The following is a 22,683-nucleotide window of genomic DNA, read 5'->3' as shown; positions in this document are numbered from 1 at the left end:
CACGGCTCCCAGGGAACCGCCCCGAGCGGCTTCCTGGGAGCACGCTGAGCCGGAGGCGTGTTCACTCGGGCGTCGGCCCTGAGCTCGGCGATCCGCCGCTGCCTCGGACCGGCCGCAGAACAAGGAGGACACCGTGCTCGGTCTCATCATCAGCCTGATCATCGTCGGTCTCATCGCCGGCGCACTCGCCCGTCTCATCATCCCGGGCAAGCAGCACATGTCCATCCTGATGACCATCGTCCTCGGGATCGTCGGCTCGTTCGTCGGCGGCCTGCTGGGCTTCCTGATCTTCCAGCACGACGCGACCGACGGCTTCTTCCAGCCGGCCGGCATCATCGGCTCGATCATCGGCGCCGTCATCGTGCTGTTCCTCTACACCCGCTTCGCGGGTCGGGGTGCGAACCGCCGCTGACACCGGTCGCGCACCTGCGCTGACGTACGACGGGAAGCCCGGTACCAGTTGGTACCGGGCTTCCCGTCGTCGTGTGCGCACCGCGGGCCGGCAGCACCGCGTCCCCCGTGTCCGGAACGCGCGCAGGCGCGGAGCGTACGGTCCACGACATGACCGACGACAACGACACCCGTCGCCCAGAGCAGGACGCCGCCCGACTCGGCCTCGTCGTCGTCGGCGAGGCCGCCGCGCTGCAGTCCGGCGACGAAGCAGCCATGGACGCGAGCGAGGAGAACATCCGCGACGCCGTCGACGAACTCGTCGACGTGCCCCTCACGCCACGGCAGGAGGAGGTCGTCGAGCGACTCGCCCAGGCCGGCGGAACCCTGACGGCCGGGCTCAGCGGCGCCCTCGCCGCGCAGACCGGCAACAGCGTCGACGACGTCCTCGAGGGCGCCGCCCGCAGCATCCTCTGGCAGGAGCGGCTCGCCCAGCAGGCCGACGCCGGACACCCCGACGGCGGTCGCGCTGACGCCGGACGCTCCGACGCCGGCCACCCGGACACGCGACCCGAGGACCACGGCGACCGCGACACCGCCTGACCGACCGCAGACGCACGGGAGGCTCCCCACCGGTCCGGTGGGGAGCCTCCCGTGCGTCTGCGGCGTCGTCGCGACGGCGTCGCCGTCGGATCAGGCCGTCGCGCGCCACCAGTCGTCGAACGGGGACGCCGGCACCTGGCGCTTGTGCTCCGTCGCGCGGTAGCGCGCCTCGATCGCCTCGGCCACCTCGACCGGGACGTCGTGACCCTGCAGGTAGGCGTCGAGCTCGGCGTACGTCAGGCCGAGGTTCGCCTCGTCCGTCTGACCGGGCAGGTCGTCGAGCAGGTCGGCGGTCGGCGCCTTCTCGTACAGACGGGCCGGCGCACCGAGGTGCTCGAGCAGCTGGCGTCCCTGGCTCTTCGTCAGGCCGGTCAACGGCGTGAGGTCGACGCCGCCGTCGCCGTACTTCGTGAAGAATCCGGTCACCGCCTCGGCCGCGTGGTCGGTGCCGATGACCAGGAGCCCGCGCTGCCCGGCCACGGCGTACTGCGCGACCATGCGCATGCGGGCCTTGACGTTGCCCTTGACGAAGTCGCTCAGCGCGACGCCGGCGTCCGCGGTGTCCTGCACCACGCCGTCGACCCCGTGCTCGATGTTCACGACGATGCCCGGCTCCGCGGCGATGAACTGCAGGGCGAGCTGCGCGTCGTCCTCGTCGGCCTGCACGCGGTACGGCATGCGCACCGTGGTGAACTCGACGGCGTGGCCCTCGGACCGGAGCGACTCGACCGCCAACTGCGTGAGGCGACCGGCCAGGGTGGAGTCCTGCCCGCCGCTGACGGCGAGGACGTAGCCCTTCGCGCCGGTGGTCAGGAGGTAGTCGCGCAGGAAGCCCACGCGCCGGGCGACCTCCTGCTCGGGGTCGATGGTCGGCTGGACGTTGAGGTCCGCGGCGATGGCGGCTTGGAGTTCTCGCACTCCCCCAGTATCCGCCTGCACCGCGCCGGACGCACGGGGTCACCGCACGGGGTCGGCGGCGCGGGGTCGTCGCACGCGGTCGGCGCGCGGGGTCGTCGCACGCGGTCGGCGCGCGGGGTCGCCGGCGCGGCTGCTCGCTAGAGTGAGCCGCAGACCGGGCGGAGGCCGCACCCGCACCGGTGACGACGGAGGTCGATCGTGACGGACCAGCGCCGCGCGGGACTGCTCGCCGTCACCGTGACCGCCCTGCTGTGGGGCACCACCGGCACCGCGGCGACCTTCGCGCCCGACGTCGGCCCGCTCGCGATCGGCGCGGCGGCGCTCGGGATCGGCGGACTCCTGCAGGCGGCCGTGGGCGCGCGGTCGCTGCGGACGAACGTCCCGCTGCTCGCGCGGCGCCGGGGGCTGGTCCTCGTCGGGGCGGTCGCCGTCGCGGTGTACCCGCTCGCGTTCTACAGCGCGATGCACACGGCGGGGGTGGCCGTCGGCTCCGTGGTGTCGCTGGCGTCCGCGCCCCTGGCCTCGGGAGTCCTCGAGCGGGTCGTCGACCGCCGACCGCTCAGCTGCTGGTGGGTGCTCGCGGCGGTGCTCGGCGTCCTCGGGAGCGCGCTGCTCTGCCTGTCCAGCGTGGCCGGGGCGACGGGCCCAGCGGCGGACGGGAGCGGCCCGGCCGACGGCGCCGGCGCCGGCGACGGCGACGGCGACGGCGGATCGATGGTCCTCGGCGTCGTGCTCGGCCTCGTGGCCGGGGTCACGTACGCGGTGTACTCGTGGGCGTCGCGGCGGCTCATGGTCGACGGGGTCCCGCGGGCGGCCGCGATGGGCGCCGTGTTCGGTGGCGGCGGGCTGCTCCTCGTGCCGGTCCTCGCCGTCACCGGTGCACCGCTGCTCGCCGCAGCGCAGAACATCGCGGTCGGGGCCTACATGGCGCTCGTGCCGATGTTCCTCGGCTACCTGCTGTTCGGCTACGGCCTGTCCAGGATCCCGGCGAGCACCGCCACGACCGTGACCCTCACCGAGCCGGCGGTCGCGGCCGTGCTCGCGGTGCTGGTCGTCGGCGAACGGCTGACCGCGCTCGGGTGGGTCGCCCTGGGCGTGATCGGGGCCGCGCTCGTCGTCCTGGCGCTCGCACCGACGAACACGACGGACGGCACCCGTCCCTGAGGACGGGACCGAGCGGACCTGCGCCGGTGACGGTCAGGACGACCTCGGCTGGTCCCCGCCGACGGCCTCGGCGTCGTCGTCCGGGTGCAGCGAGGCGTCCGCCGGGGTGGTCCGCCAGCTGGTGAAGCGCACGGTCAGGTCGTCCCGGGAGGGTGCGCAGCAGAACGGGCCGGCGGCGGCGACCGCGTCCGGAGCGAGCGGCGCGACCCGGACGAGACGCCAGGGCTCGTCGTCCACCCGGGCCCGGACGGTGAGGGCGTCCCCGGAACGGCTGACCCGCACCGTCACGAGGCGGCCACGCCACGACGGCACCGGTGCGAGCGACCAGTCGGACACACCCCGGGTGACCACGGCGCCCAGGCCCTCCTCGCCGTCGCTCAGCTCCACGCCGGCCTTGACCCAGGTGGTGTCGTCGACGCGGACGAAGACCCCGGCCTGGTCGAACTGGGCCGAGAAGTCGAGCCGGAAGGACACCTCGGTGGCGGTCCCGGGGGCGAAGGGTGCCAGGAGGGCGTGCTCGGTGTCGTGCACGAAGCCGTACGACGTGGTGCGCCACGCGTCGCTGCCGGCGCGGGCGGTGACGGCCAGGCCGTCCTGGTCGGCGACGACACGGGCGGGCGGGTTGGTCCAGGTGCCGGCGGACCACTCGACGTCGTGTGCGGTGGTCGGGAGCGCGTCGGCGGCGGACGATCGGGACACGGGTACCTCCGGGACTGCGTCGTCTGGTGGTGGCCTGGCGGTGCGGACGGACCACCGGAGTGCCCCTGGAGGGACTCGAACCCCCAACCCTTTCCTGAGGGCGGGACCGGACGGACCACCGGAGTGCCCCTGGAGGGACTCGAACCCCCAACCCTTTCCTGAGGGCGGGACCGGACGGACCACCGGAGTGCCCCTGGAGGGACTCGAACCCCCAACCCTTTCCTTAGGACGGAACTGCTCTTCCATTGAGCTACAGAGGCCGGCCCGACCACTCTAGCGGGAGCCGCCGGACCCGCCCGATGATGAGGGATGCAACAGGTTCCCTGGACGCACGGCACCCTCACAACTAGCGTCGTCACGACCCCCGGTCGGGGGTGCCCCGAACCGGAGGACCAGCATGCCCTTCCCCGCTCCCCTGCGCCGCTCCGCGGCGATCGCAGCCGTCACCGCCGCGGCGCTCGCCGGCGGCCTGCTCAGCGGCACCGCCGCCGACGCGGCCACCGCGAGCACCGCCTCCACGACCGTCACGACCGGCAGCGCCCACACCAGCCGGACCGACCGGCACCTGACCCCGCGGACCCACTTCACGATGGCGCCGGACGGCTCGTCAGGCGCGACCGAGGGCGGCGAGGGCATCCCGAACATCGACTCCGTCAAGAAGACCATCGCGACGTACTACGGCGACCCGGGCACCGGCATCGCCGACAAGACCGACAGCCCGTACATCCGGGAGATGCGGTCGATCGTCGCGAAGCAGACCCGTGCCCTCCAGCGCACCTACGACCGCGCGGTCCGGCACGGCGAGAAGCCCGCGATCGTGTTCGACGCCGACGACACCACCCTCGAGACGTACGACATGGAGGTCGCGGACATGCACTTCGTGTTCGACCCGGCCGAGCAGGACGTCTGGGTGCAGGGGCAGCGCTTCCCGGCGACCCCGTCGATGGTCGGCTTCGTGAACGCGGCGCAGCGGATCGGCTTCACGGTCTTCGGGATCACCGGCCGGAACGACGACCAGAAGGCCGCGACGCTCGGCAACCTGGCGAAGGTCGGCTACTCGGGCTTCACCGCCGACCGGTTCTTCACGAAGTGGACCGGCAAGGGCGCCTCGCAGCAGCCGAGCTACGTCACGTGTGCCACGGCGAAGTGCACCACGGTCGAGTACAAGGCCCTGACCCGCAAGCACATCGAGCAGGACCTCGGCTACGACATCACCCTCAACGTGGGCGACCAGTGGTCCGACCTGCAGGGTGGCTTCGCGGACCGGACCCTCAAGCTCCCGAACCCGACGTACTACCTCCCCTCGGCAGACCTCCCCGGCGTGCGTGAGCCGAAGCTGGCGCCGCGCACGCACTTCCGGATGGCCGCGGACGGCTCCTCCGGCCGGACGCAGGGCGGCGAGGGCATCCCGAACATCGACTCGGTGAAGGCCACCATCGCGACGTACTACGGCGACCCGGGCACGGGCATCGCGGACAAGACCGACAGCCCCTACATCCGTGAGATGCGGTCCGTCGTCGCGCGACAGACCCCGGCGATCACCGCGGCCTGCACCGCCGCCGAGCCTCGGCACCGCAAGCCGGCGATCGTCCTCGACGCCGACGACACGACCCTGTGGACGTACGACATGGAGGTCGCGGACATGCACTTCGTGTTCAACCCGGCCGAGCAGGACGTCTGGGTGCAGGACGAGCGGTTCCCGGCCACCCCGGCGATGACCGGGCTCGTGGCGGCCGCCCAGCGGGCCGGCTGCACCGTGATCGGCCTGACCGGGCGGAACGAGGCGCAGCAGACCGCGACCATCGAGAACCTGCACAAGGTGGGCTTCCCGCAGTTCACGGCGACGCAGGACGGCAACCGCACGTACTACACGAAGTGGACCGGCACCGGATCGTCCGAGCAGCCGTCCTACGTGCACTGCGCCACCGCGAAGTGCACGACGATCGAGTACAAGGCGCAGACCCGCGCGCACGTCGAGTCGCGGGCCGGCGGCGGCTACGACGTCGTCGCCAACGTCGGCGACCAGTACAGCGACCTCGTCGGCGGCTCCGCCGACCGGTCGGTGAAGCTGCCGAACCCGACGTACTACCTGCCCTGACGACCGACCGCACGACGGACGGGAGGCCCGTGGCGAGCTCGCCACGGGCCTCCCGTCCGTCGTGCCCCGGGGACGCCGCTACGCGGCGACCAGGTACTCGTCCCAGTCCGGCTGCGGCCGCTCGATGCCGCGCACGACCCAGGCCGAACCGTGCGGGGCCTTCGGCGGGAAGCGCAGCGTCCACCCCATCTCGCGCGGGGTGCGGTCGCCCTTGACGTTGTTGCAGGCGAGGCAGCACGCCACGAGGTTCTCCCACGAATCGCGCCCCCCGCGGGACTTCGGCTGCACGTGGTCGATCGTGGTGGCGTTCCGCCCGCAGTAGGCGCACCGGTTGGCGTCCCGGCGGAGCACACCGCGCCGGGACACCGGGATCAGCCGGGACTGCGGGATGCGCACGTACCGGGTCAGGATGATGACGGACGGTCGGTCGTAGCTGACGGCGGCACCGGTGACGGGGTGCAGGGTGTCGGCGGCGACGACAGATGCCTTCTGGTTCATGACGAGGACCAGGGCTCGACGGAACGAGATCACCGCGAGGGGCTCGTAACCGGCGTTGAGGACGAGAGTGCGCATGGGTTCCCTTCCGACGTGCCTGGACGGCTTCCAGGCGGTGCGGGCACCGGGTCGGTCGGCGTCGAGCGGGTGGTCACGGCCTCCGGCACCGGGGTGGCACCGGCCGGCGCTGCCCCACCGCGGTGGGGAGGGCCGGAAACACGAAGAGCACCACCCGTCAGGGCAGTGCTCTGGTCAGTCGCGTGCGGGTCGAGGCCCGCAGGCTGTGGTCGTCCGTATGTCGACGTGCACGCGCAGACCCATGGTGCGGGTCGTGCGTGACGTCGACATGTGGTCTCCCGTTCGGGTCGAGTCGAACCGATGCATGGAGGCTAACCCAGAAACCGGCCCCGCACGAGGGGTGCGGGGCCGGTTCGGACGGTGTTCACATGGTCGACGGCAGGACGTCGGACACGGTGCTCCGGGGAAGTCAGATCCCGAAGCGCACGATGTGGTAGTCGCTCGTCCAGATTGGACGGATCGAGATCGCGCCACCGGGCTTCGGGGCGTCCATGATCATGCCGTTGCCCATGTAGAAGCCGTCGTGCGCCTCGTTGTTGAAGATGACCACGTCGCCGGGCTGCGCCTCGGACTCGGGGATCGTGGTGCCGGCCTGGTCCTGCAGCGGGACCGAGTGCGCCAGGCTGATGCCGTACTGCGCGTACACGTACATGACGTAGCCGGAGCAGTCGAAGCCGGCCGGGGTGGCGCCGCCGAAGACGTAGGGCGTCCCGATGTACTGCTTCGCGGTGGCGACCACGGCGGGCAGGGAGAACGGGGTGCCGGCGGCGGGGGCGGCAGCGGCCGGCGCGGCCGAGGTGGTGGTCGCGGCCGTGTCCGTGGTGGTGGAGGTCGTCGTCGAGTCGGCGAGGTAGTCCTTCGCCGTCTTGCCGTCGTAGGCGAACTCGGCGGCCTTCGCGGCGCGGGCGGCCTCGACCTCCGTCGCGTGCTCGGCCTGCTTCTCGGCTGCGAGCGTCGCGGTCGAGGTGGCGCCGAAGCCGTCGCGCGAGGTGTCGGCGGTGCCCGCGGCGGCGGAGACGTCGAACTCCTGCGTCTGGACCGGGGCTGCGGCGCGGGCGGCGTCCGCGGTCGTCGGCTGGGTGTTCGCGAAGGCGGCGGGGACGGCCATCGTGCCGAACATGCCGGCGGCGACCGCGAGCACGACGGGCGCCATGAACTTCCGCTTGCGCGAGGAGCTCGTCGGCGCTGCTGCCGAGCGGGTGGCGGCGGTGCGGGTGACACCGAGTGCGCTGCCGGTGCGGGCCGCCGTCGGGCGGGCCGCGGTCGTGCGGGCGGGGGTGGACGCCGTGCGGGCGAGCGGTCGGCGCGTGGCACGCTCGGCTGCTTCGCGTGCTGCCCTGCGGGTCAGGGGAGCTGCGGTGGCGTCACCGGAGGTCGTCGGGTTCGCGGTCGTCGAGTCGTCCGCGGCGGTACCGGTGTGGGTCAAGTGGGTCTCCGGCGTCTCATCGACACGCACCCGGTGGTCGACCGAGCGTGTGCAACCCCATCCGTTCGTCATCGTTTCCGATCCAGGCAGGAGACGGGTCGTGAGACGTCCTGCCACGGGTCCCCGCGATCGCTGCTCCCGGGGACTCGTCGAGTGTACGGGCGCTCGGTCACGCTGTCGAGATGAAACCGTGATCTGGTAACGAACAGGTGAAGAAGCCCCGGTCAGAGCGCTGTCGAAGGCGTTGGACCGGTGCGCCCGGTTCTTGTACGTCCGCAAAGGTGTTGTACCCCCGACGTGTACCCCCTATGGTTCGCCCACCACGAGGGCCCAGGCGCGAGTTCACCGCCGCGATCCCGGTCCACCAACGGACCCTCGTGCTGTGACGCCCGGCACCCTGGCCCGTGCTGTGCCGGCGGGCGACAGGTCACTCGCCGGAGAGGTCCTCGGCGATGTCGTCGGCGTTGCCGGGGAAGCACAGCGAGACCGCCTGCACGGTGTAGTTCCCGGGGTACGCGTACGCGCTGATCGACGCGATCTTCCCGCCACCGCTGCCGATGACCGCCGGACCGTCGCTCGACTCGCGGCGGACGACCTGCATCCCCTGGGACTTCCAGTGCTCCTCCATGCGGGTGGCGTCCTCGTCGGGCGACCCCTCGAGCGTGCTCCCGCTCAGGTAGCGCCACTGCGCCCCTGGCATGCCGTCCTCGAGTTCGCAGTCTTCCGGGTAGTCCGGGCCGGTGCGCGCCTTCCACTCCCCACCGAGTCGCTCGGTGGCGTCGTCGACGGCTTCGATCATCTGCTGCTTCGCGGTGTCGGCGTCCACGGTCGGCTCCGTTCGTCCTGGTGCTGCGGTGTCGGGTCCCCGCAGGACACAGCCTGCGAGCACGGTGGTGGTGGCCGTCATGACGAGGACGCCCGCGACGGCGCGCCTCGCCGTGGTCCATCGTGCGGTGGTCGTCGTCGTCATCGTCCCGCCATCCACCAGGGCTTCCCGTCGATCAGGTCCTGGTCTCGCTTCGTCGGTGGTTTCGGGTGGTACGCGGTCGCATCGTCCTCGTGCCCCGTCGTGACCCGCCCCACGTTGTACACGGACTCGGTGTCGGCGTCCAGGTAGCCGGACCCGTCACCGGTGAGCGGGTCGTGGTTGAGGACCGGCTTCCGGTCCGCCGCGTCGGCGGGGTTCGAGTCCGTCCCGAAGACCGTCGCACCGAAGACCTCTCGGGACGGGTCCACGTGGTGCCCGGGTGCCCTGCGTCCCAGCGCTGCGAGGTGGTCGCCCTGTCCGGCCTCGTCGGGGAGGACGTTCCGTGCCTGGCCGACGTAGACGTGCTCGGCGTGCACCTTGCCGGCCGAGTCGACCGCGTTCGGCAGGCCGGCGGACCCCAGCGCGACGAACCGGTCGACGTGCGCGTCCGTCGTCGAGAGCGCCTGTGCCGAGACGGTCGTGCCGTACGAGTGCGCGACGACGTTGGTCTCGGGCATCCGTCCGGCTCGCACGGCGCCGAGGCCGTTGATCGACGCGGCCAGCCGAGGCGCACCGGCCTCGGCCTTGCCCATCCCGAGGACGGTGGTGGCGTCAGGCGCCTCGTAGCCGATCCAGGCGAGCACCGCTCGGTCCGGCGGGTTCCCACTTCGTCCCTGCTCGTCGTAGATGTTCTGCGCAGCCCGGGTCCAGCTGCTCATGTCGGCCGTGGTCGTGTTCATGCCCGGGACGGCCCAGGTCACGTCGTCGGCGGTGTCGAGGTCGCCGATGGAGACCGACGCGAGCGGCGGGTGGTCGTCGGTCAGGGAGATGAGCGACCGCGCTCCCTCGGCGTCCTTCGGCTTGGCCAGCGCCGCGTTGATGTTCCGCAGCGACTTCAGGTCCTTCTCCAGCATGGCCATCCGTGCCAGCACCGCGGTCGACGCGTCGCGGGAGAACGGCAGGGACGCCTCCAGGCGGTCGAGCTCGAGCTCGATGTCGCCCATCCGCTGGTTGAGCACGACCGCGTTCGCGGTGCTCCGCGCCCAGTAGGGGACGCCCTCGAGGTTGCCGAGCTGTGCGAGCACCGACGTCGGCAGCCCTTCGAGCGCCGTTCGGTCGGCCGTCGTCAGACCGAGTTCCGTCCACTTCGCAGCGACCTCCGCGGGGGTGAGACCCGAGGCGAAGAGCGCCTGCACCGCGGGAGCGCGCTGGCCCATCGTCGCGATGTCGAGCAGGACGTCCGACAGCGAACCACCTCCGGCGTCCTCGAACGCCCCCGCGGTCTTCGTCATCCAGGAGCGGTCCTCGCCGTTCTCGTCGACGTACCGTTCGAAGCCCTGGGCGACGCTCTTCCGGTCGAAGTCGACCCACCCGCAGGAGGACGTGAAGGTGTTCCACGCCGAACGGACGCTCACCGCTTCGGTGTGCGCCGCGATGTCCAGGCCGGACGTGGTGGAGACGAACCCGCGCAGCGCGGCGGGATCAGCCGAGCTCTTCCCCCCGCTGCCGCCCCCGGCGTACCGCGCGCGCTCCCGGGCTCGGAACTCCGCGTCGACGACGGGTCGGGCGCCGGGCTCGTTCGACGGCTCCCGGTCGACGACGGCGTCCCAGGTGTCCACGACGGCGTCGGCGAGGAGCCCGGCACCGGACTGTGCCGCTGCCGTTCGACGCTCGCTCTCCCGCGCCGTCCACGCCGCGTGCTCGCGGATGCGCTCGCGCTCGCGTTCGGCAGCGGCGACGGCGGCGTCGACCGCGGTGGCGAGGTCGGTGAGCACGCCGACGAGCTTCGACCGGTCCTCGGACTCGATCACGACGGCGTCGTTGAACCGGTCGGCGTAGGACCCGGCGAAGTCCGCGAGCGCTGACTCCGCTGCCGACGACCGCGATCCGCTCTGCCCGCGCAGCGTGTCGGCGGCCGCCCGCGCAGTCCGGGCCATCGCCTTCGCGTCGCCTGCGTCGAACTCGATGTCCGTCACTGTGCCTCCCCCGGTCGGCGTCGTAGTTCCCCCGCGACGCAGACTAGCTCACCCGTGTGCCCGTGGAGCAGGACCGCCGCTCCGATCGCCGGAGCACGGCGCTCAGAGCACCTCAGTCGGTGCTGATGTAGACGTGCTGCGCGACCTCGGTCGGCAGTTCGATCCCGGCGTCCTCGCCGTCGACGCGGACCGACACGTAGGCGCCCGCACGCTGCACGCTCGCCGTCCGCCCGGGCATGACCCCGGCACTGCGGAGCTGGTGCAGGAGCTCCGGTTCGAACTGCACCGGCTCACCCAGGCGCCGGATGACGCCGGTCGCGACGGCGTCGGTGTCGTCGGTGGCCGCCACGATGTTCCGCACGCCGTCGAGGAAGCCCGGAGCGGTGGGACCGCCGATCTCCGCCAGGCCCGGGATCGGGTTGCCGTACGGGGACTCGGTCGGGTTGCCGAGCATCTCGAGCAGGCGGACCTCCACCTGCTCGCTCATGACGTGCTCCCACCGGCAGGCCTCGTCGTGGACGAACGCCCAGTCGAGCCCGATGACGTCGGCGAGCAGCCGCTCCGCCAGCCGGTGCTTGCGCATGACGTGCGTGGCCCGCGACCGACCGGGGTCGGTGAGTTCGAGGTGCCGGTCGCCCGAGACGACGACCAGACCGTCCCGCTCCATGCGGGCGATGGTCTGCGAGACCGTGGGACCCGAGTGCCCGAGCCGCTCCGAGATCCGGGCGCGCAGGGGCACGATCCCCTCTTCTTCGAGGTCGAGGATGGTGCGGAGGTACATCTCCGTGGTGTCGACGAGATCGGTCACGGTCCGCCTCTCATGGTCCGGGCCCAGCGCCTCCCACACTACTTGCTGTGTCCGACGAGCCGGCACCGACACCGTGCGCTCTGCGCGGACACCGGTCCGGGAGGCCCGCCCCACCCCCGCCCCGTCCGGCCGGTCCACGGGCCGGCAGCACCGCCGTCGCTAGGATCGGCCCATGGCAGACATCGTCATCCCAGCCGACCTCCTCCCCACCGACGGCCGCTTCGGATGCGGTCCGTCGAAGATCCGCGGAGCGCAGCTCGAGACCCTCGTCACCCGCGGGGCCACCGTCCTCGGCACCTCGCACCGGCAGAAGCCCGTCAAGGACCTGGTCGGCTCCGTCCGGCAGGGCCTCGCCGACCTGTTCCAGGTGCCGGACGGCTACGAGGTCGTCCTCGGCAACGGCGGCTCGACCGCGTTCTGGGACGCCGCGGCCTTCGGTCTCATCGAGCGCCGGGCCGAGAACCTGTCGTTCGGCGAGTTCGGGTCGAAGTTCGCCAAGGCCGCCGCCGCCCCCTGGCTCGAGGCGCCGCACGTGGTCGAGGCCCCGGGCGGTTCCCGCGCCGAGCTCGAGATCGTCGAGGGTGTCGACGTGTACGCCTACCCGCACAACGAGACGTCGACCGGCGTGATGGCCCCGGTCGTCCGGGCCGCGGGCGACCCGGGCGCGCTGACGGTGGTCGACGCCACGAGCGCCGCCGGCGGTGCCGCGTTCGACGTCGACCAGACCGACGTCTACTACTTCGCCCCGCAGAAGAACTTCGCCTCGGACGGTGGGCTCTGGCTCGCGCTGTTCTCCCCCGCAGCGATCGAGCGCGTCGAGCGGATCGCCGCGTCGGGCCGGTACATCCCGGAGTTCCTGTCGCTCAAGAACGCGGTCGACAACTCCCGGTTGGACCAGACGCTGAACACCCCGGCGATCACGACCCTGCTGCTCCTCGACGACCAGGTGCGGTGGATGAACCAGTCCGGCGGGCTCGCGTGGGCGGACGGCCGGACCAAGACCTCGTCGTCGACGCTGTACGACTGGGCCGAGGCGTCCGACTACGCGACACCGTTCGTCACCGACCCGGCGCACCGGTCGCAGGTCGTCGTGACGATCGACCTCGACGATGCGGTCGACGCCAAGGCCGTGGCTGCCACCCTGCGCCAGAACGGCATCGTCGACACCGAGCCGTACCGGAAGCTCGGACGCAACCAGCTCCGTGTCGCGACGTTCACCGCGATCGACCCGGACGACGTGACGAAGCTCACGCGCGCGATCGACCACGTGGTCGGGGCACTCGCGAGCTGACCGGCTCCCGCCGCGTGACGAGACGTGGGCGGTCCTGCGCATCGGTGTCCCGGTGCGCGGGACCGCCCACGTTCGTGTGTCGGCAGGTGGCCGGTGCGGGGTCAGGCCCGGTGGAAGCCGGGGTCCGTCTCGCCGGCGTCGAGCTGGTCGAGGTCCAGGTCGTCGTCGGGGTCGACCGGGCGGACGCGACGGGTCCGGCGGCGGCCACGGGTACGCGCGGGCGGGGCGGGCGCTTCGTCGGCGTCGTCGTCCTCGCCCGACTCGTCGTCGTCCGACTCGTCGTCCTCATCGTCGTCCGACTCGTCGTCGTCCTCGGACTCGTCGTCGAAGTCGTCATCGTCGTCCGACTCGTCGTCGTCGTCCGACTCGTCGTCGTCGTCCGACTCGTCGTCGTCCGACTCCTCGTCGTCCTGCGCCGCCCGGTAGTCCGCCAGTCGCTCGGACCACGGCACCCACTCCGGCGCGAGGAGCGACCCGTCGCCCGGCATCAGCTCGACCTCGAGCACGGTCGGCTCGTCGCCCTCGACCTGCGCGATGCTGACGGTCCACCGCCACCCCGGGTAGCCCGGCATGCGGTTCGCGAAGAGGACGGACACGACGCCGTCACCCTCGTCGACGGTGCCGACGGCGTTCCCGACGGTCGACTCGGGCGTGATCTCGAGCAGTGCGCCGCGGGCGAGCTCGGTGAGGTCGGTGGTCATGTCTATGCGTCCAACTGGTCGGCGACGTGTCGCAGGATGGTGGCGATGCGCTCACCGTTCTTCGGGTAGCGACCGCGCTTGAGGTCGCCGCTGATCCGGTCGAGTTCCTTCACGAGGTCCTCGACGATCACGGCCATGTCGTCGGCGGACCGCCGGGTCATCTTCGACAGGGACTGCGGGGCCTCGAGGATCCGCACGGTCAGCGCCTGCGATCCCTTCTTGCCCTGCACGACCCCGTACTCGAGCTTGGTCCCGGCCTTCACCGTCACCACACCGTCGGGCAGGGAGGAGGCGTGCAGGAAGACCTGGTCGCCGTCGTCTCCGGAGATGAAGCCGAAGCCCTTCTGGTCGTCGTAGAACTTGACCTTGCCGGTGGGCATGCTGGGACTCCTCGATACGTGGACGGCCGCGGTGCGTCGGATATCCTGGGCCGATGGCCAAGCCGACCCCATCCACCAGGGACTCCCGCACTGCTGCGGAACCCCTGGCGACGTTCAATCGTACCGAACGCACGCTCGCGTTCATGGTCGGTGGGATCGTCCTGCTCATCCTGACGTGCTTCATCATCATGATCACCGGGTGGTTGACCCTGCCGCGGATCCCCGGCGACGGCATCTGGCCCGTCGCGCTCGGGGTCGTCTACTTCGGCCCGCCGATCGCCTTCGTGCTCATGCTGACGCTCCTGGCGATCACGTGGACCCGCAAGGCCCGGCAGCACCGCACAGAGGCGCGCTGACGTCCGCCACGGACGCCGGCCGAGGACGATGACGACCACGACGGACCTCGCTGCGCGTCTGCGCGAGCTCCCCGACGACGCGCTCGAGCGACTCGTGCTCGCGCGCTCCCTGCCCACCGCAGCACTCGGCGAGTCCGGGCCGCAGCACATCGCGGACTTCTTCGACCTCGCCGAGGCGCTGCGCACCGACGACGCCGTCGACGCCGCCATCGAGCGGCTGCCGCGTCGCGCGCTCCTCGCCCTGCGGACCGGTGGTCCCGTCGCGGACCTCGCCCCGGCCGTCGCGCTGGGACTCGTCGACGAGAGCGGCGCGGTCGACGACGCGGTCGCCTCCCGGCTGGCCGCCCGCCCCGACGTCGTGCCGGACGAGCCGGGAGGCCCGGCTCCGGACCGCCCCGTCGCCACCGACCGGCAGGACCCGGCCGACGACGACGAGCGCGCCCGCGCGACCGGCGCCGAGCACGCCTTCGAGACGCTCACGGTCCTGGCGGAGCTCCTCCGCGCTGCCGACGCCGGTGCGGTGCGGGAACTCGCCAAGGGCGGGATCGGCGCGCCGCTCGCCCGACAGCTCGCCGAACGCACCGGTGCCGACGCCGCGGTGGTCCCGGACCGCCTCGTGCTGCTCGACCGCGTCGGCGCCGCGCACCCCGAGGACGGCTCGTGGAAGGTGTCCGACCACGGGCACACCTGGCTCCGCTCGTCGTGGCCGGACCGCTGGGCCACGCTCGTGCACGACTGGCGGGAGGGGCTCGACCCGGCCGTCGTCGAGGTCCTCGGCCTCGCAGGCGACGAGCTCACCGACGTCGTCGCGCTCGGCCGCTGGGCGTACCCGGCGGGTGCGCGCTGGCTCGACGCCGTCCTGCTGGAGGCCGCCGGGACCGCCCGGGTCCTCGGGCTCGCCGTCGACGGTCGGCTGACCTCCACCGGTCGGGCGCTGCTCGGGGACGACCCGGACGCCGCGCGCTCCGCCGCTGCCGCCGACCTGCCGGGCACGGTGGACGGGGTCTACCTGCAGCCCGACCTGACCGTCATCGCCCCGGGGCCGCTCGCACCGGCGGACGACGACGACCTCCGCGCCGTGGCCGACCTCGAGGCACCGGGACTCGCGGCCCGCTACCGGGTGTCCGAGGACTCGCTCCGCCGGGCGCTCCGGGACGGTCGCACCCGCGACGAGGTGCTCGCGCTCTTCACCCGACTGGGCGCGACCGAGGTCCCGCAGCCCCTCACCTACCTCATCGACCAGGTGGCCACCCGCGACGGCAGCGTCGTGGTGGGCCGTGGCGAGGGCGACCTCGGCTCGGTGCTGCACGGGACGCCCGAGCAGCTCGACCTGATCGGGGTGGACGCGGAACTCCGGCAGCTGGCGTGGGAACGGCCGGACCTCACCACGCTCGTCACGAAGTACCCGCCGCACGTCGTGGCGAGCGCACTCGAGGACCAGCGCTACCCGGCCGTGCTCGCAGCCGACGCCCGCCCGGAGACGCGATCCGGGCCTCCCGTCCGACGGCGCACGCCGAGCCGGTCGCCGGAGCAGGCGGCGCGGGCACTCGTGGAGCGCCTCCGGCTGACGACGGAGCGCGGCGACGCCGAGCCGGAGCAGGAGTGGATGGCGCGGCAGATCGACATGGCCGTCCGCGGGCGGACGCCGATCCGCGTCACCGTCCGCATGCCGGACGGCTCGGAGCGGCCGTTCTCGATCGTGCCGACCTCGATGGCGGCCGGCCGCGTGCGGGGCAAGGACACCGCGGTGGACGTCGAACGGACGCTCCCGCTGTCCCTCGTCGTCGGCATCGAGAGCGACGCGTGACGGACGCCCTGTGGACAACCGGGAGATGCACCAGCTGCGCCGCCTAGGCTGATCCGTCATGAACGGACCGCTGATCGTGCAGAGTGACCGCACCGTCCTGCTCGAGGTCGCGCACCCCGACGCAGAGGACGCCCGCCACGCGCTCGCGGTCTTCGCGGAGCTCGAACGGGCGCCCGAACACGTGCACACGTACCGCATCACCCGCCTCGGGCTCTGGAACGCGCGAGCCGCGGGGCACGACGCCGCGTCGATGACCGCCACGCTCGAACGCTTCGCCAAGTTCCCCGTCCCGCAGAGCGTCACGGTCGACATCGAGGACACCGTGTCCCGCTACGGCCGTCTCGTCATCCGGCGCGAGGACCCCGAGGACGCCCCGGCGATCGCGAACTCCCCGGCCGAAGCGCTCGAGGTGCAGCCGGCGCTGGTGCTCACCGCGTCGGACCCCGCGATCCTGGCCGAGGTCGTCCGGTCGAAGCGCATCCAACCCCTGCTCGGCGAGCGCCGCTCCGACACCGCGGTCGAGCTGCAGGCGTGGGCGCGCGGGCAGGTCAAGCAGGAGCTCGTGAAGATCGGCTGGCCGGCCGAGGACCTCGCCGGGTACACGCCCGGGCAGCCGCACGCCATCGACCTCGACACCTCCGACTGGGACCTGCGGCCGTACCAGCACGACGCGGTCGACAGCTTCTTCCAGCAGGGCTCCGGCGTGGTCGTGCTGCCCTGTGGCGCCGGCAAGACGCTCGTCGGCGCCGGGGCGATGGCGACGGTCAAGGCGACCACGCTCATCCTCGTCACCAACACGGTCTCCGCCCGACAGTGGCGCACCGAGCTGCTCAAGCGGACGACCCTGACCGAGGACGAGATCGGGGAGTACTCCGGCAGCGTCAAGGAGATCCGACCGGTCACGATCGCGACGTACCAGATCCTCACGGCCCGGCGGAAGGGCGAGTACACACACCTGTCCCTCCTCGACGCCCTCGACTGGGGTCTCGTGGTCTACGACGAGGTCCACCTGCTGCCGGCTCCGGTCTTCAAGCTGACGGCGGACCTGCAGGCACGCCGCCGCCTCGGGCTCACCGCCACGCTCGTGCGCGAGGACGGGCGGGAGGGCGACGTCTTCTCGCTCATCGGCCCGAAGCGCTACGACGCCCCGTGGAAGGAGATCGAGGCGCAGGGCTACATCTCCCCGGCCGAGTGCTACGAGGTCCGGATCGACCTCGCACACGAGGACCGGCTCGAGTACGCGGCCTCGAGCGACGACGAGCGGTACCGGCTGGCGGCGACCTCGCCCGCCAAGACGCCCGTCGTCCGTGACCTCATCGCGAAGCACCGCGGCGAGCAGATCCTGGTGATCGGCCAGTACATCGACCAGCTCGACGAACTCGCGGCCTCGCTCGACGCGGCCGAGATCACCGGGGCGACGCCGGTCGACGAGCGCGAACGGCTCTACCAGGCGTTCCGCACCGGGGAGATCGACGTGCTCGTGGTCTCGAAGGTCGCGAACTTCTCGGTCGACCTGCCCGACGCGACCGTGGCGATCCAGGTGTCCGGCTCGTTCGGCTCCCGGCAGGAAGAGGCCCAGCGGCTCGGGCGGTTGCTCCGGCCGAACAAGGACGGCGTCCCGGCGTCGTTCTACACACTCGTCACGCGGGACACCGTCGACCAGGACTTCGCGCAGAACCGGCAGCGGTTCCTCGCCGAGCAGGGGTACTCGTACACGATCCTCGACGCCGACCAGGTGGCTCCGACCCACGCGTGACGTCGTGGGACGGGCCTCCTGGCCGACACACGAACCGCTCCCAGGAAGCAACCAGGGAACAGTCAGATGATGGTCGCATGACCGACGGACCCAAGATCCTCATCGTCGACGACGAGCCGAACATCCGCGATCTCCTCACGACCTCGCTGCGCTTCGCCGGATTCGCGGTGCGTGCGGTCGGCAACGGGGCACAGGCGATCTCCGCCGTGCTCGAGGAGGAACCGGACCTCATCATCCTCGACGTCATGCTCCCCGACATGAACGGCTTCGGCGTGACCAAGCGCCTCCGCTCGTCGGGCTACACCTCGCCGATCCTCTTCCTCACGGCGAAGGACGACACCGAGGACAAGATCACCGGCCTCACGGTCGGTGGCGACGACTACGTCACCAAGCCGTTCTCGCTCGACGAGATCGTCGCCCGCATCAAGGCGATCCTGCGTCGCACGATGAACGACGAGGAAGACGCGATCATCCGCGCCGGCGAGCTCACGATGGACCAGGACACGCACGAGGTCACCATCGGGGACGCGCAGATCGAGCTCTCCCCCACCGAGTTCAAGCTGCTGCGCTACCTGATGCTCAACCCGAACCGCGTGCTGTCGAAGGCGCAGATCCTCGACCACGTCTGGGAGTACGACTTCAACGGGGACGCCGGCATCGTCGAGTCCTACATCTCGTACCTCCGTCGCAAGCTCGACCAGTACTCGGCCGAGCCGATCATCCAGACCAAGCGCGGCTTCGGCTACATGCTCAAGGCGTCCAAGGCCTCCTGAGTCATCAGCGGGTCCGGTCACACAGCTGACTGTCGGCGGCCGCCGGGTTCCTCCCGGCGGCCGCCGCTTACTGTTGGGGAAGCATGCACGCGCGAATGAGCCACTGGTGGGACGCGATCTCCCTCCGTACGAAGATCACCGGGATCACCGTCCTCCTGGTCGCGCTGGGCCTGCTCGTCGCCGGCCTCGGCACCATGACGGTGCTGAGCACGTACCTGATGCGTCAGCTCGACAACCAGGTGACGACGACGACCTCGCAGCTCGAGGGGCAGAACGTCAGCGACGGGGACGAGTACTGCAAGCTGTCGGTCGTCCTGGCGAAGAGCGCGTACGTCGCCGCATACGACGGGGATGCCAAGCAGATCTGCGACACCCCTTCGTCGTCGCAGCCCGACATCACCCGCGTGGACTTCCCGCAGGCGGCCGGCATCAACGGCCCGTTCAGCCTGTACGACAAGCAGCACAACCACGAGTGGCGTGCGCAGGTCATCCCGGCGAACCTGCAGAACCTGTCCACCGGTGACACCGAGACCGGGTACGTCCTGGTCGCCGTCTCCAGCGCCGGCACCGACCAGACCATCGTCCAGTTCACCGTCATCTTCCTGCTCTTCGGCATCTCGGTGATCCTGCTCGGTGCGATGCTCACGCGCCTCCTCGTCACCGCCACGTTCGACCCGCTCCGGAACGTCGAGGACACCGCGGCCCGCTTCGCCGCCGGCGACTTCAACCAGCGCCTCGACGCGGACACCCCGAACACCGAGGTCGGGCGGCTCAACCGCTCGCTGAACACGATGCTCGAACGGATCGACGACGCCTTCGAGGACCGTCAACGCACCATCGACCAGATGCGCCGCTTCGTCGGCGACGCGTCGCACGAACTCCGCACCCCCCTCGTCTCGCTCCGCGGGTACGCCGAGCTGTACCGGATGGGTGCGCTCCGCAAGGAAGAGGACGTGGCGCAGGCGATGGAGCGCATCGAGAAGGAGGCGCAGCGCATGGGCCTCCTCGTGCAGGACCTGCTGCAGCTCGCGCGCATCGACGAGTCCAAGCCGCTCGAACTCGGTCCGGTCGACCTGGTCGCCATCGCGCGCGACTCCGCGCTCGACACCATGGCGTCGAACCCCGACCGCGAGATCCAGGTGCTCGTCGAGGACGCCCTGACCGGCGAGAACGTGCCGCAGGCCGTCCGGCCGGTGAGCTCGTTCGGGGTGGCCGCCTCCGGTGCCGACGGTTCCGAGGGCGACGGGTCCCCGAACGGTCCCACCTCGCCGTCGCTGAACACCACCGGTCCGATCGCCTTCTCACGGCAGACGATCGCACGCCTGCGTGCCCGTCGGACCCGGGCGATGAGCGCTGACGGCAAGAGCCCCACGGCCGAGACGACGCCGCTGCCGACGATCGTCCTGCCGAAGCGCCCGCCGATCGTCCTGGCCGAGGAGAACAAGATCCGCCAGGTCATCACGAACCTGATGGGCAACGCCATGCGGTTCACGAACCACGACGACCCGATCGAGATCGGCATCGGCGTGGACGACGACCGCGGCATGGCCCACATCGACGTGATCGACCACGGCGAGGGCATCCCGCCGCAGCTGCGCGAGAAGATCTTCCAGCGCTTCTGGCGTGCCGACACCTCGCGTGCGCGGGACACCGGCGGTTCGGGCCTCGGGCTGGCGATCGTGTCGGGCATCGTGCACGCGCACCACGGGTCCGTCGAGGTGTTCGACACCCCCGGCGGCGGCGCCACCTTCCGCGTGTGGCTCCCCCTGCTTCCCCGCGACTCCGCTCCCGCCGCCCCCACCTTGTCCTGACGCGGGGCGGCGCCGGAGTCGCCGGCGCCGCGCGTGCGGCAAGTCCCGCGACCTCGACCAGGAGCGCCGAGGTCGCACGGCCCGCCGTCCTACCTCGGCCGAAGTCACGAAGTCTGCCGCCCGGCGGGGCCCGCCGCAGCACATCGTGCGACCTCGGCGACTCACGTGCGGCAAGTCCCGCGACCTCGACCAGGAGCGCCGAGGTCGCACACCCCGCCGTCCTACCTCCGCCGAAGTCGCACGACCTGCTGCCCGCCGGGGCCCGCCGCAGCACATCGTGCGACCTCGGCGACTCACGTGCGGCAAGTCCCGCGATCTCGGCCGGCAGCGCCGCCGAAGTCCTCCCACCCGGTGGTCGAGCGGGTCACCCGCCGTGACGACGCCGACATCGCGCGAACTGCCGCCCCGCTCGCGCCGCAGTCACGTGATCTGCCGCCCATCCCCGTTTCCAGCAGCAGCCCGTGCGACCTCGACGGTCACCGTGCGGCACGTCCTGCGACTCAGAGCCAGAAGCCGGAGCCAGAAGCCGGAGTCAGATCGGCAACCGGCGGCGCGAGGGGTCAGGCACCCCGGCGGCGAGCCTCGAACGCCTGCCGGAGCCGCTCGAAGACCAAGGCAGGGCGGGCGGCATCGAGGGCTGTGGCGTGCACCACCAACCAGTCGTTCACGACGAACCCGTTGTCGCGCCGATGGTCGTGCCGGAACACCTCCCGCTCCCGGTGGTGATCGCCGTCGTACTCGAAGGCGATGCGGAACTCGGGCCAGGCCATGTCCACGCGGCCGAGGAAGACCCCGTCGGCGTCGTGGACGTCGACGTTCAACTCCGGCTCCGGGAACCCGGCGTCGACGACGGCGAGCCGGAACCACGTCTCCATCGCTGATTCCGCACCGACCCGCACGAGCTCCAATGCGGCTCGTGCGACCGTCACGTACCGATGCCCGCGGAGGAGCGCCGCTGCCAGTCCGTCGATCGTCGTCAAGCCCGCCCTGCCGACGAGGGCATCCCCGACGGCGACGAGCTCCCGGACGGTGAGGACCGAAGCGCACTCCCACCAACTCCGCTCGGGCGTGCTGAGGCGCGCCCCGAACGCCATGGTCGTCGCGACGTCCGCTGCAGCACGGTGCCCGATGACGCCGGGTCGTCGCATGAGCGCGGCATGCCCTGCGGTCGACACGTGCACCCCCAACTGGACGCGTTGCGGGAGCGGCGCTCCCCAGAGCCCGGCGGCGGTGGTGTGGCTGAAGAACTGGTCGGACCGGAGGAGCGGCATGAGCGCCCCGACCATCGTCACGTCCTCCTCAGCCCTGACCCGGACCCCGTGGACGGGGCGTTGCAGGTCGAGTCGTCGGAGCCGCCCTGGGTCCACCCCCGCCGCGAGTGCATCTCGGACCAGGAACGCGCCAGCAGCGAAGGGCTCGGGCAACGGACGTGGCTTCACCATCACCGGAGTCTCGAGCAGCCGGGGCGACGGCGGGAGTTTTCCGTGACCCTGTGGAGAAGACGGCGGGAGGAGCCTCCTGTGCAGGGACGCGTAGCCCGAGCGCCGAGGTCGTCTGTGCCGAGTGCCCGCGGCTCGGGTCGCACGACCCGCCGCCGGGGTCGCACGACGTGCCGGGCCGAGCGCGCACGGGCGGCAGAACGCGCGACCTCGGCACGGGGCCAGCCCGAGCGTTCCGCCCGCCCGACCGGGGCGAGGGCGGCACGGGCGGCCGGGTCGCACGACCCGCCGCCGGGCCTCCGCCGAGGTCGCACGACGTGCCGAGCCGAGCACGCACCGGCGGCAGAACGCGCGACCTCGGCACGGGGCCAGCCCGAGCATTCCGTCCGCCCGACCGGGGCGAGGGCGGCACGGACGGCCGGGTCGCACGACCCGCCGCCGGGCCTCCGCCGAGGTCGCACGACGTGCCGGGCCGAGCGCGCACCGGCGGCAGAACGCGCGACCTCGGCACGGGGCCGGCCCGAGCGTGCCCGCCCGACCGGGGCGAGGGCGGCACGGGCAGCCGGGTCGCACGACCCGCCGCCGGGCCTCCGCCGAGGTCGCACGACGTGCCGGGCCGAGCGCGCACCGGCGGCCGAACGCGCGCCCTCGGCGACCAGCGCACGCGACCCAGCACACCCCGGCCCCCGCCGGCCGGCCCGCCCCCGCCAGCCCGCCTGCGAGCCCTCGCGCCGCGCACGCGGAAGG

The 22,683-nt window shown here is 72.0% G+C and carries 20 protein-coding genes and 1 tRNA gene; 10 read left to right on the top strand and 11 right to left on the bottom strand.

Annotation, left to right across the window (positions count from 1 at the left end; genetic code table 11):
* Window positions 1-133 precede the first annotated feature (133 nt).
* Together KM842_RS15520 and KM842_RS15515 are read left to right on the top strand one after the other, a co-directional pair.
* Window positions 134-412: a GlsB/YeaQ/YmgE family stress response membrane protein gene (locus KM842_RS15520; RefSeq protein ID WP_216259752.1), complete on the top strand. Its 279-nt coding sequence runs from the start codon at window positions 134-136 to the stop codon at window positions 410-412.
* A gap of 149 nt (window positions 413-561) precedes the next feature.
* Complete coding sequence (locus KM842_RS15515) at window positions 562-993, top strand: hypothetical protein (RefSeq protein WP_216259750.1); 432 nt, start codon at window positions 562-564, stop codon at window positions 991-993.
* 90 nt (window positions 994-1,083) lie between these two features.
* Here KM842_RS15515 and nadE read toward each other — a convergent pair whose 3' ends face one another.
* A complete protein-coding gene (nadE, locus tag KM842_RS15510) occupies window positions 1,084-1,911 on the bottom strand; it encodes an NAD(+) synthase (RefSeq protein WP_216259748.1) in 828 nt (275 codons plus the stop codon).
* Between the two features lie 198 nt (window positions 1,912-2,109).
* On the opposite strand from nadE, the gene KM842_RS15505 reads away from it, so the two are divergent.
* Entirely contained in the window at window positions 2,110-3,075 is a 966-nt protein-coding gene (locus tag KM842_RS15505) for a DMT family transporter (protein WP_216259746.1), read from the top strand.
* A 33-nt stretch (window positions 3,076-3,108) separates the two neighbouring features.
* On the opposite strand, the gene KM842_RS15500 is transcribed toward KM842_RS15505, so the two are convergent.
* Both KM842_RS15500 and KM842_RS15495 read right to left on the bottom strand, forming a co-directional pair.
* Window positions 3,109-3,774, bottom strand: a complete 666-nt coding sequence (locus tag KM842_RS15500; RefSeq protein WP_216259743.1) for a DUF1349 domain-containing protein — start codon at window positions 3,772-3,774, stop codon at window positions 3,109-3,111.
* A gap of 188 nt (window positions 3,775-3,962) precedes the next feature.
* Window positions 3,963-4,034: transfer RNA gene (locus KM842_RS15495), tRNA-Arg, on the bottom strand.
* 137 nt (window positions 4,035-4,171) lie between these two features.
* Between KM842_RS15495 and KM842_RS15490 the strand changes: the two genes are divergently transcribed.
* Window positions 4,172-5,872, top strand: a complete 1,701-nt coding sequence (locus KM842_RS15490) for an HAD family acid phosphatase (RefSeq protein ID WP_216259741.1) — start codon at window positions 4,172-4,174, stop codon at window positions 5,870-5,872.
* A gap of 78 nt (window positions 5,873-5,950) precedes the next feature.
* Here KM842_RS15490 and KM842_RS15485 read toward each other — a convergent pair whose 3' ends face one another.
* From KM842_RS15485 to KM842_RS15465, 5 genes are all read right to left on the bottom strand, one after another.
* Window positions 5,951-6,445 (bottom strand): HNH endonuclease, encoded by a 495-nt coding sequence (locus KM842_RS15485; protein WP_110824428.1) that lies wholly within the window; start codon window positions 6,443-6,445, stop codon window positions 5,951-5,953.
* A gap of 409 nt (window positions 6,446-6,854) precedes the next feature.
* Window positions 6,855-7,871 (bottom strand): C40 family peptidase, encoded by a 1,017-nt coding sequence (locus KM842_RS16000; protein WP_216259739.1) that lies wholly within the window; start codon window positions 7,869-7,871, stop codon window positions 6,855-6,857.
* A 427-nt stretch (window positions 7,872-8,298) separates the two neighbouring features.
* The gene (locus tag KM842_RS15475) at window positions 8,299-8,697 is read right to left on the bottom strand and encodes a hypothetical protein (protein ID WP_216259737.1); all 399 of its coding nucleotides are present in this window, start codon (window positions 8,695-8,697) and stop codon (window positions 8,299-8,301) included.
* 140 nt (window positions 8,698-8,837) lie between these two features.
* Window positions 8,838-10,814 carry an alpha/beta hydrolase gene (locus tag KM842_RS15470; protein ID WP_216259735.1) on the bottom strand — a complete coding sequence of 659 codons (1,977 nt, stop codon included), beginning with the start codon at window positions 10,812-10,814 and terminating at the stop codon, window positions 8,838-8,840.
* 112 nt (window positions 10,815-10,926) lie between these two features.
* Window positions 10,927-11,622 carry an iron-dependent transcriptional repressor DtxR gene (locus tag KM842_RS15465; protein ID WP_216259733.1) on the bottom strand — a complete coding sequence of 232 codons (696 nt, stop codon included), beginning with the start codon at window positions 11,620-11,622 and terminating at the stop codon, window positions 10,927-10,929.
* 172 nt (window positions 11,623-11,794) lie between these two features.
* On the opposite strand from KM842_RS15465, the gene serC reads away from it, so the two are divergent.
* Window positions 11,795-12,913: a phosphoserine transaminase gene (gene serC, locus KM842_RS15460; RefSeq protein ID WP_216259731.1), complete on the top strand. Its 1,119-nt coding sequence runs from the start codon at window positions 11,795-11,797 to the stop codon at window positions 12,911-12,913.
* A gap of 101 nt (window positions 12,914-13,014) precedes the next feature.
* Here serC and KM842_RS15455 read toward each other — a convergent pair whose 3' ends face one another.
* The gene (locus KM842_RS15455) at window positions 13,015-13,614 is read right to left on the bottom strand and encodes a DUF3027 domain-containing protein (protein ID WP_216259729.1); all 600 of its coding nucleotides are present in this window, start codon (window positions 13,612-13,614) and stop codon (window positions 13,015-13,017) included.
* Window positions 13,615-13,616: 2 nt separating this feature from the next.
* Window positions 13,617-13,994: a cold-shock protein gene (locus KM842_RS15450; protein WP_216259727.1), complete on the bottom strand. Its 378-nt coding sequence runs from the start codon at window positions 13,992-13,994 to the stop codon at window positions 13,617-13,619.
* A 53-nt stretch (window positions 13,995-14,047) separates the two neighbouring features.
* On the opposite strand from KM842_RS15450, the gene KM842_RS15445 reads away from it, so the two are divergent.
* From KM842_RS15445 to KM842_RS15425, 5 genes are all read left to right on the top strand, one after another.
* Entirely contained in the window at window positions 14,048-14,350 is a 303-nt protein-coding gene (locus KM842_RS15445; protein WP_216259725.1) for a multidrug ABC transporter ATPase, read from the top strand.
* A gap of 28 nt (window positions 14,351-14,378) precedes the next feature.
* Window positions 14,379-16,157, top strand: a complete 1,779-nt coding sequence (locus tag KM842_RS15440) for a helicase-associated domain-containing protein (RefSeq protein ID WP_216259723.1) — start codon at window positions 14,379-14,381, stop codon at window positions 16,155-16,157.
* Window positions 16,158-16,215: 58 nt separating this feature from the next.
* Complete coding sequence (locus KM842_RS15435; protein WP_216259721.1) at window positions 16,216-17,913, top strand: DNA repair helicase XPB; 1,698 nt, start codon at window positions 16,216-16,218, stop codon at window positions 17,911-17,913.
* A 77-nt stretch (window positions 17,914-17,990) separates the two neighbouring features.
* The gene (locus KM842_RS15430) at window positions 17,991-18,686 is read left to right on the top strand and encodes a response regulator transcription factor (protein ID WP_123656292.1); all 696 of its coding nucleotides are present in this window, start codon (window positions 17,991-17,993) and stop codon (window positions 18,684-18,686) included.
* A gap of 83 nt (window positions 18,687-18,769) precedes the next feature.
* Window positions 18,770-20,497 carry a sensor histidine kinase gene (locus tag KM842_RS15425; protein ID WP_216259719.1) on the top strand — a complete coding sequence of 576 codons (1,728 nt, stop codon included), beginning with the start codon at window positions 18,770-18,772 and terminating at the stop codon, window positions 20,495-20,497.
* A 560-nt stretch (window positions 20,498-21,057) separates the two neighbouring features.
* On the opposite strand, the gene KM842_RS15420 is transcribed toward KM842_RS15425, so the two are convergent.
* Window positions 21,058-21,939 (bottom strand): putative endonuclease domain-containing protein, encoded by an 882-nt coding sequence (locus KM842_RS15420; protein ID WP_216259717.1) that lies wholly within the window; start codon window positions 21,937-21,939, stop codon window positions 21,058-21,060.
* Window positions 21,940-22,683: the final 744 nt, after the last annotated feature.

This window comes from Curtobacterium sp. L6-1 (assembly GCF_018885305.1).
GTDB lineage: Bacteria > Actinomycetota > Actinomycetes > Actinomycetales > Microbacteriaceae > Curtobacterium > Curtobacterium aetherium.
Note: the sequence above shows the minus strand (reverse complement) of the source record. Positions and strands in the feature narration are given on the sequence as shown.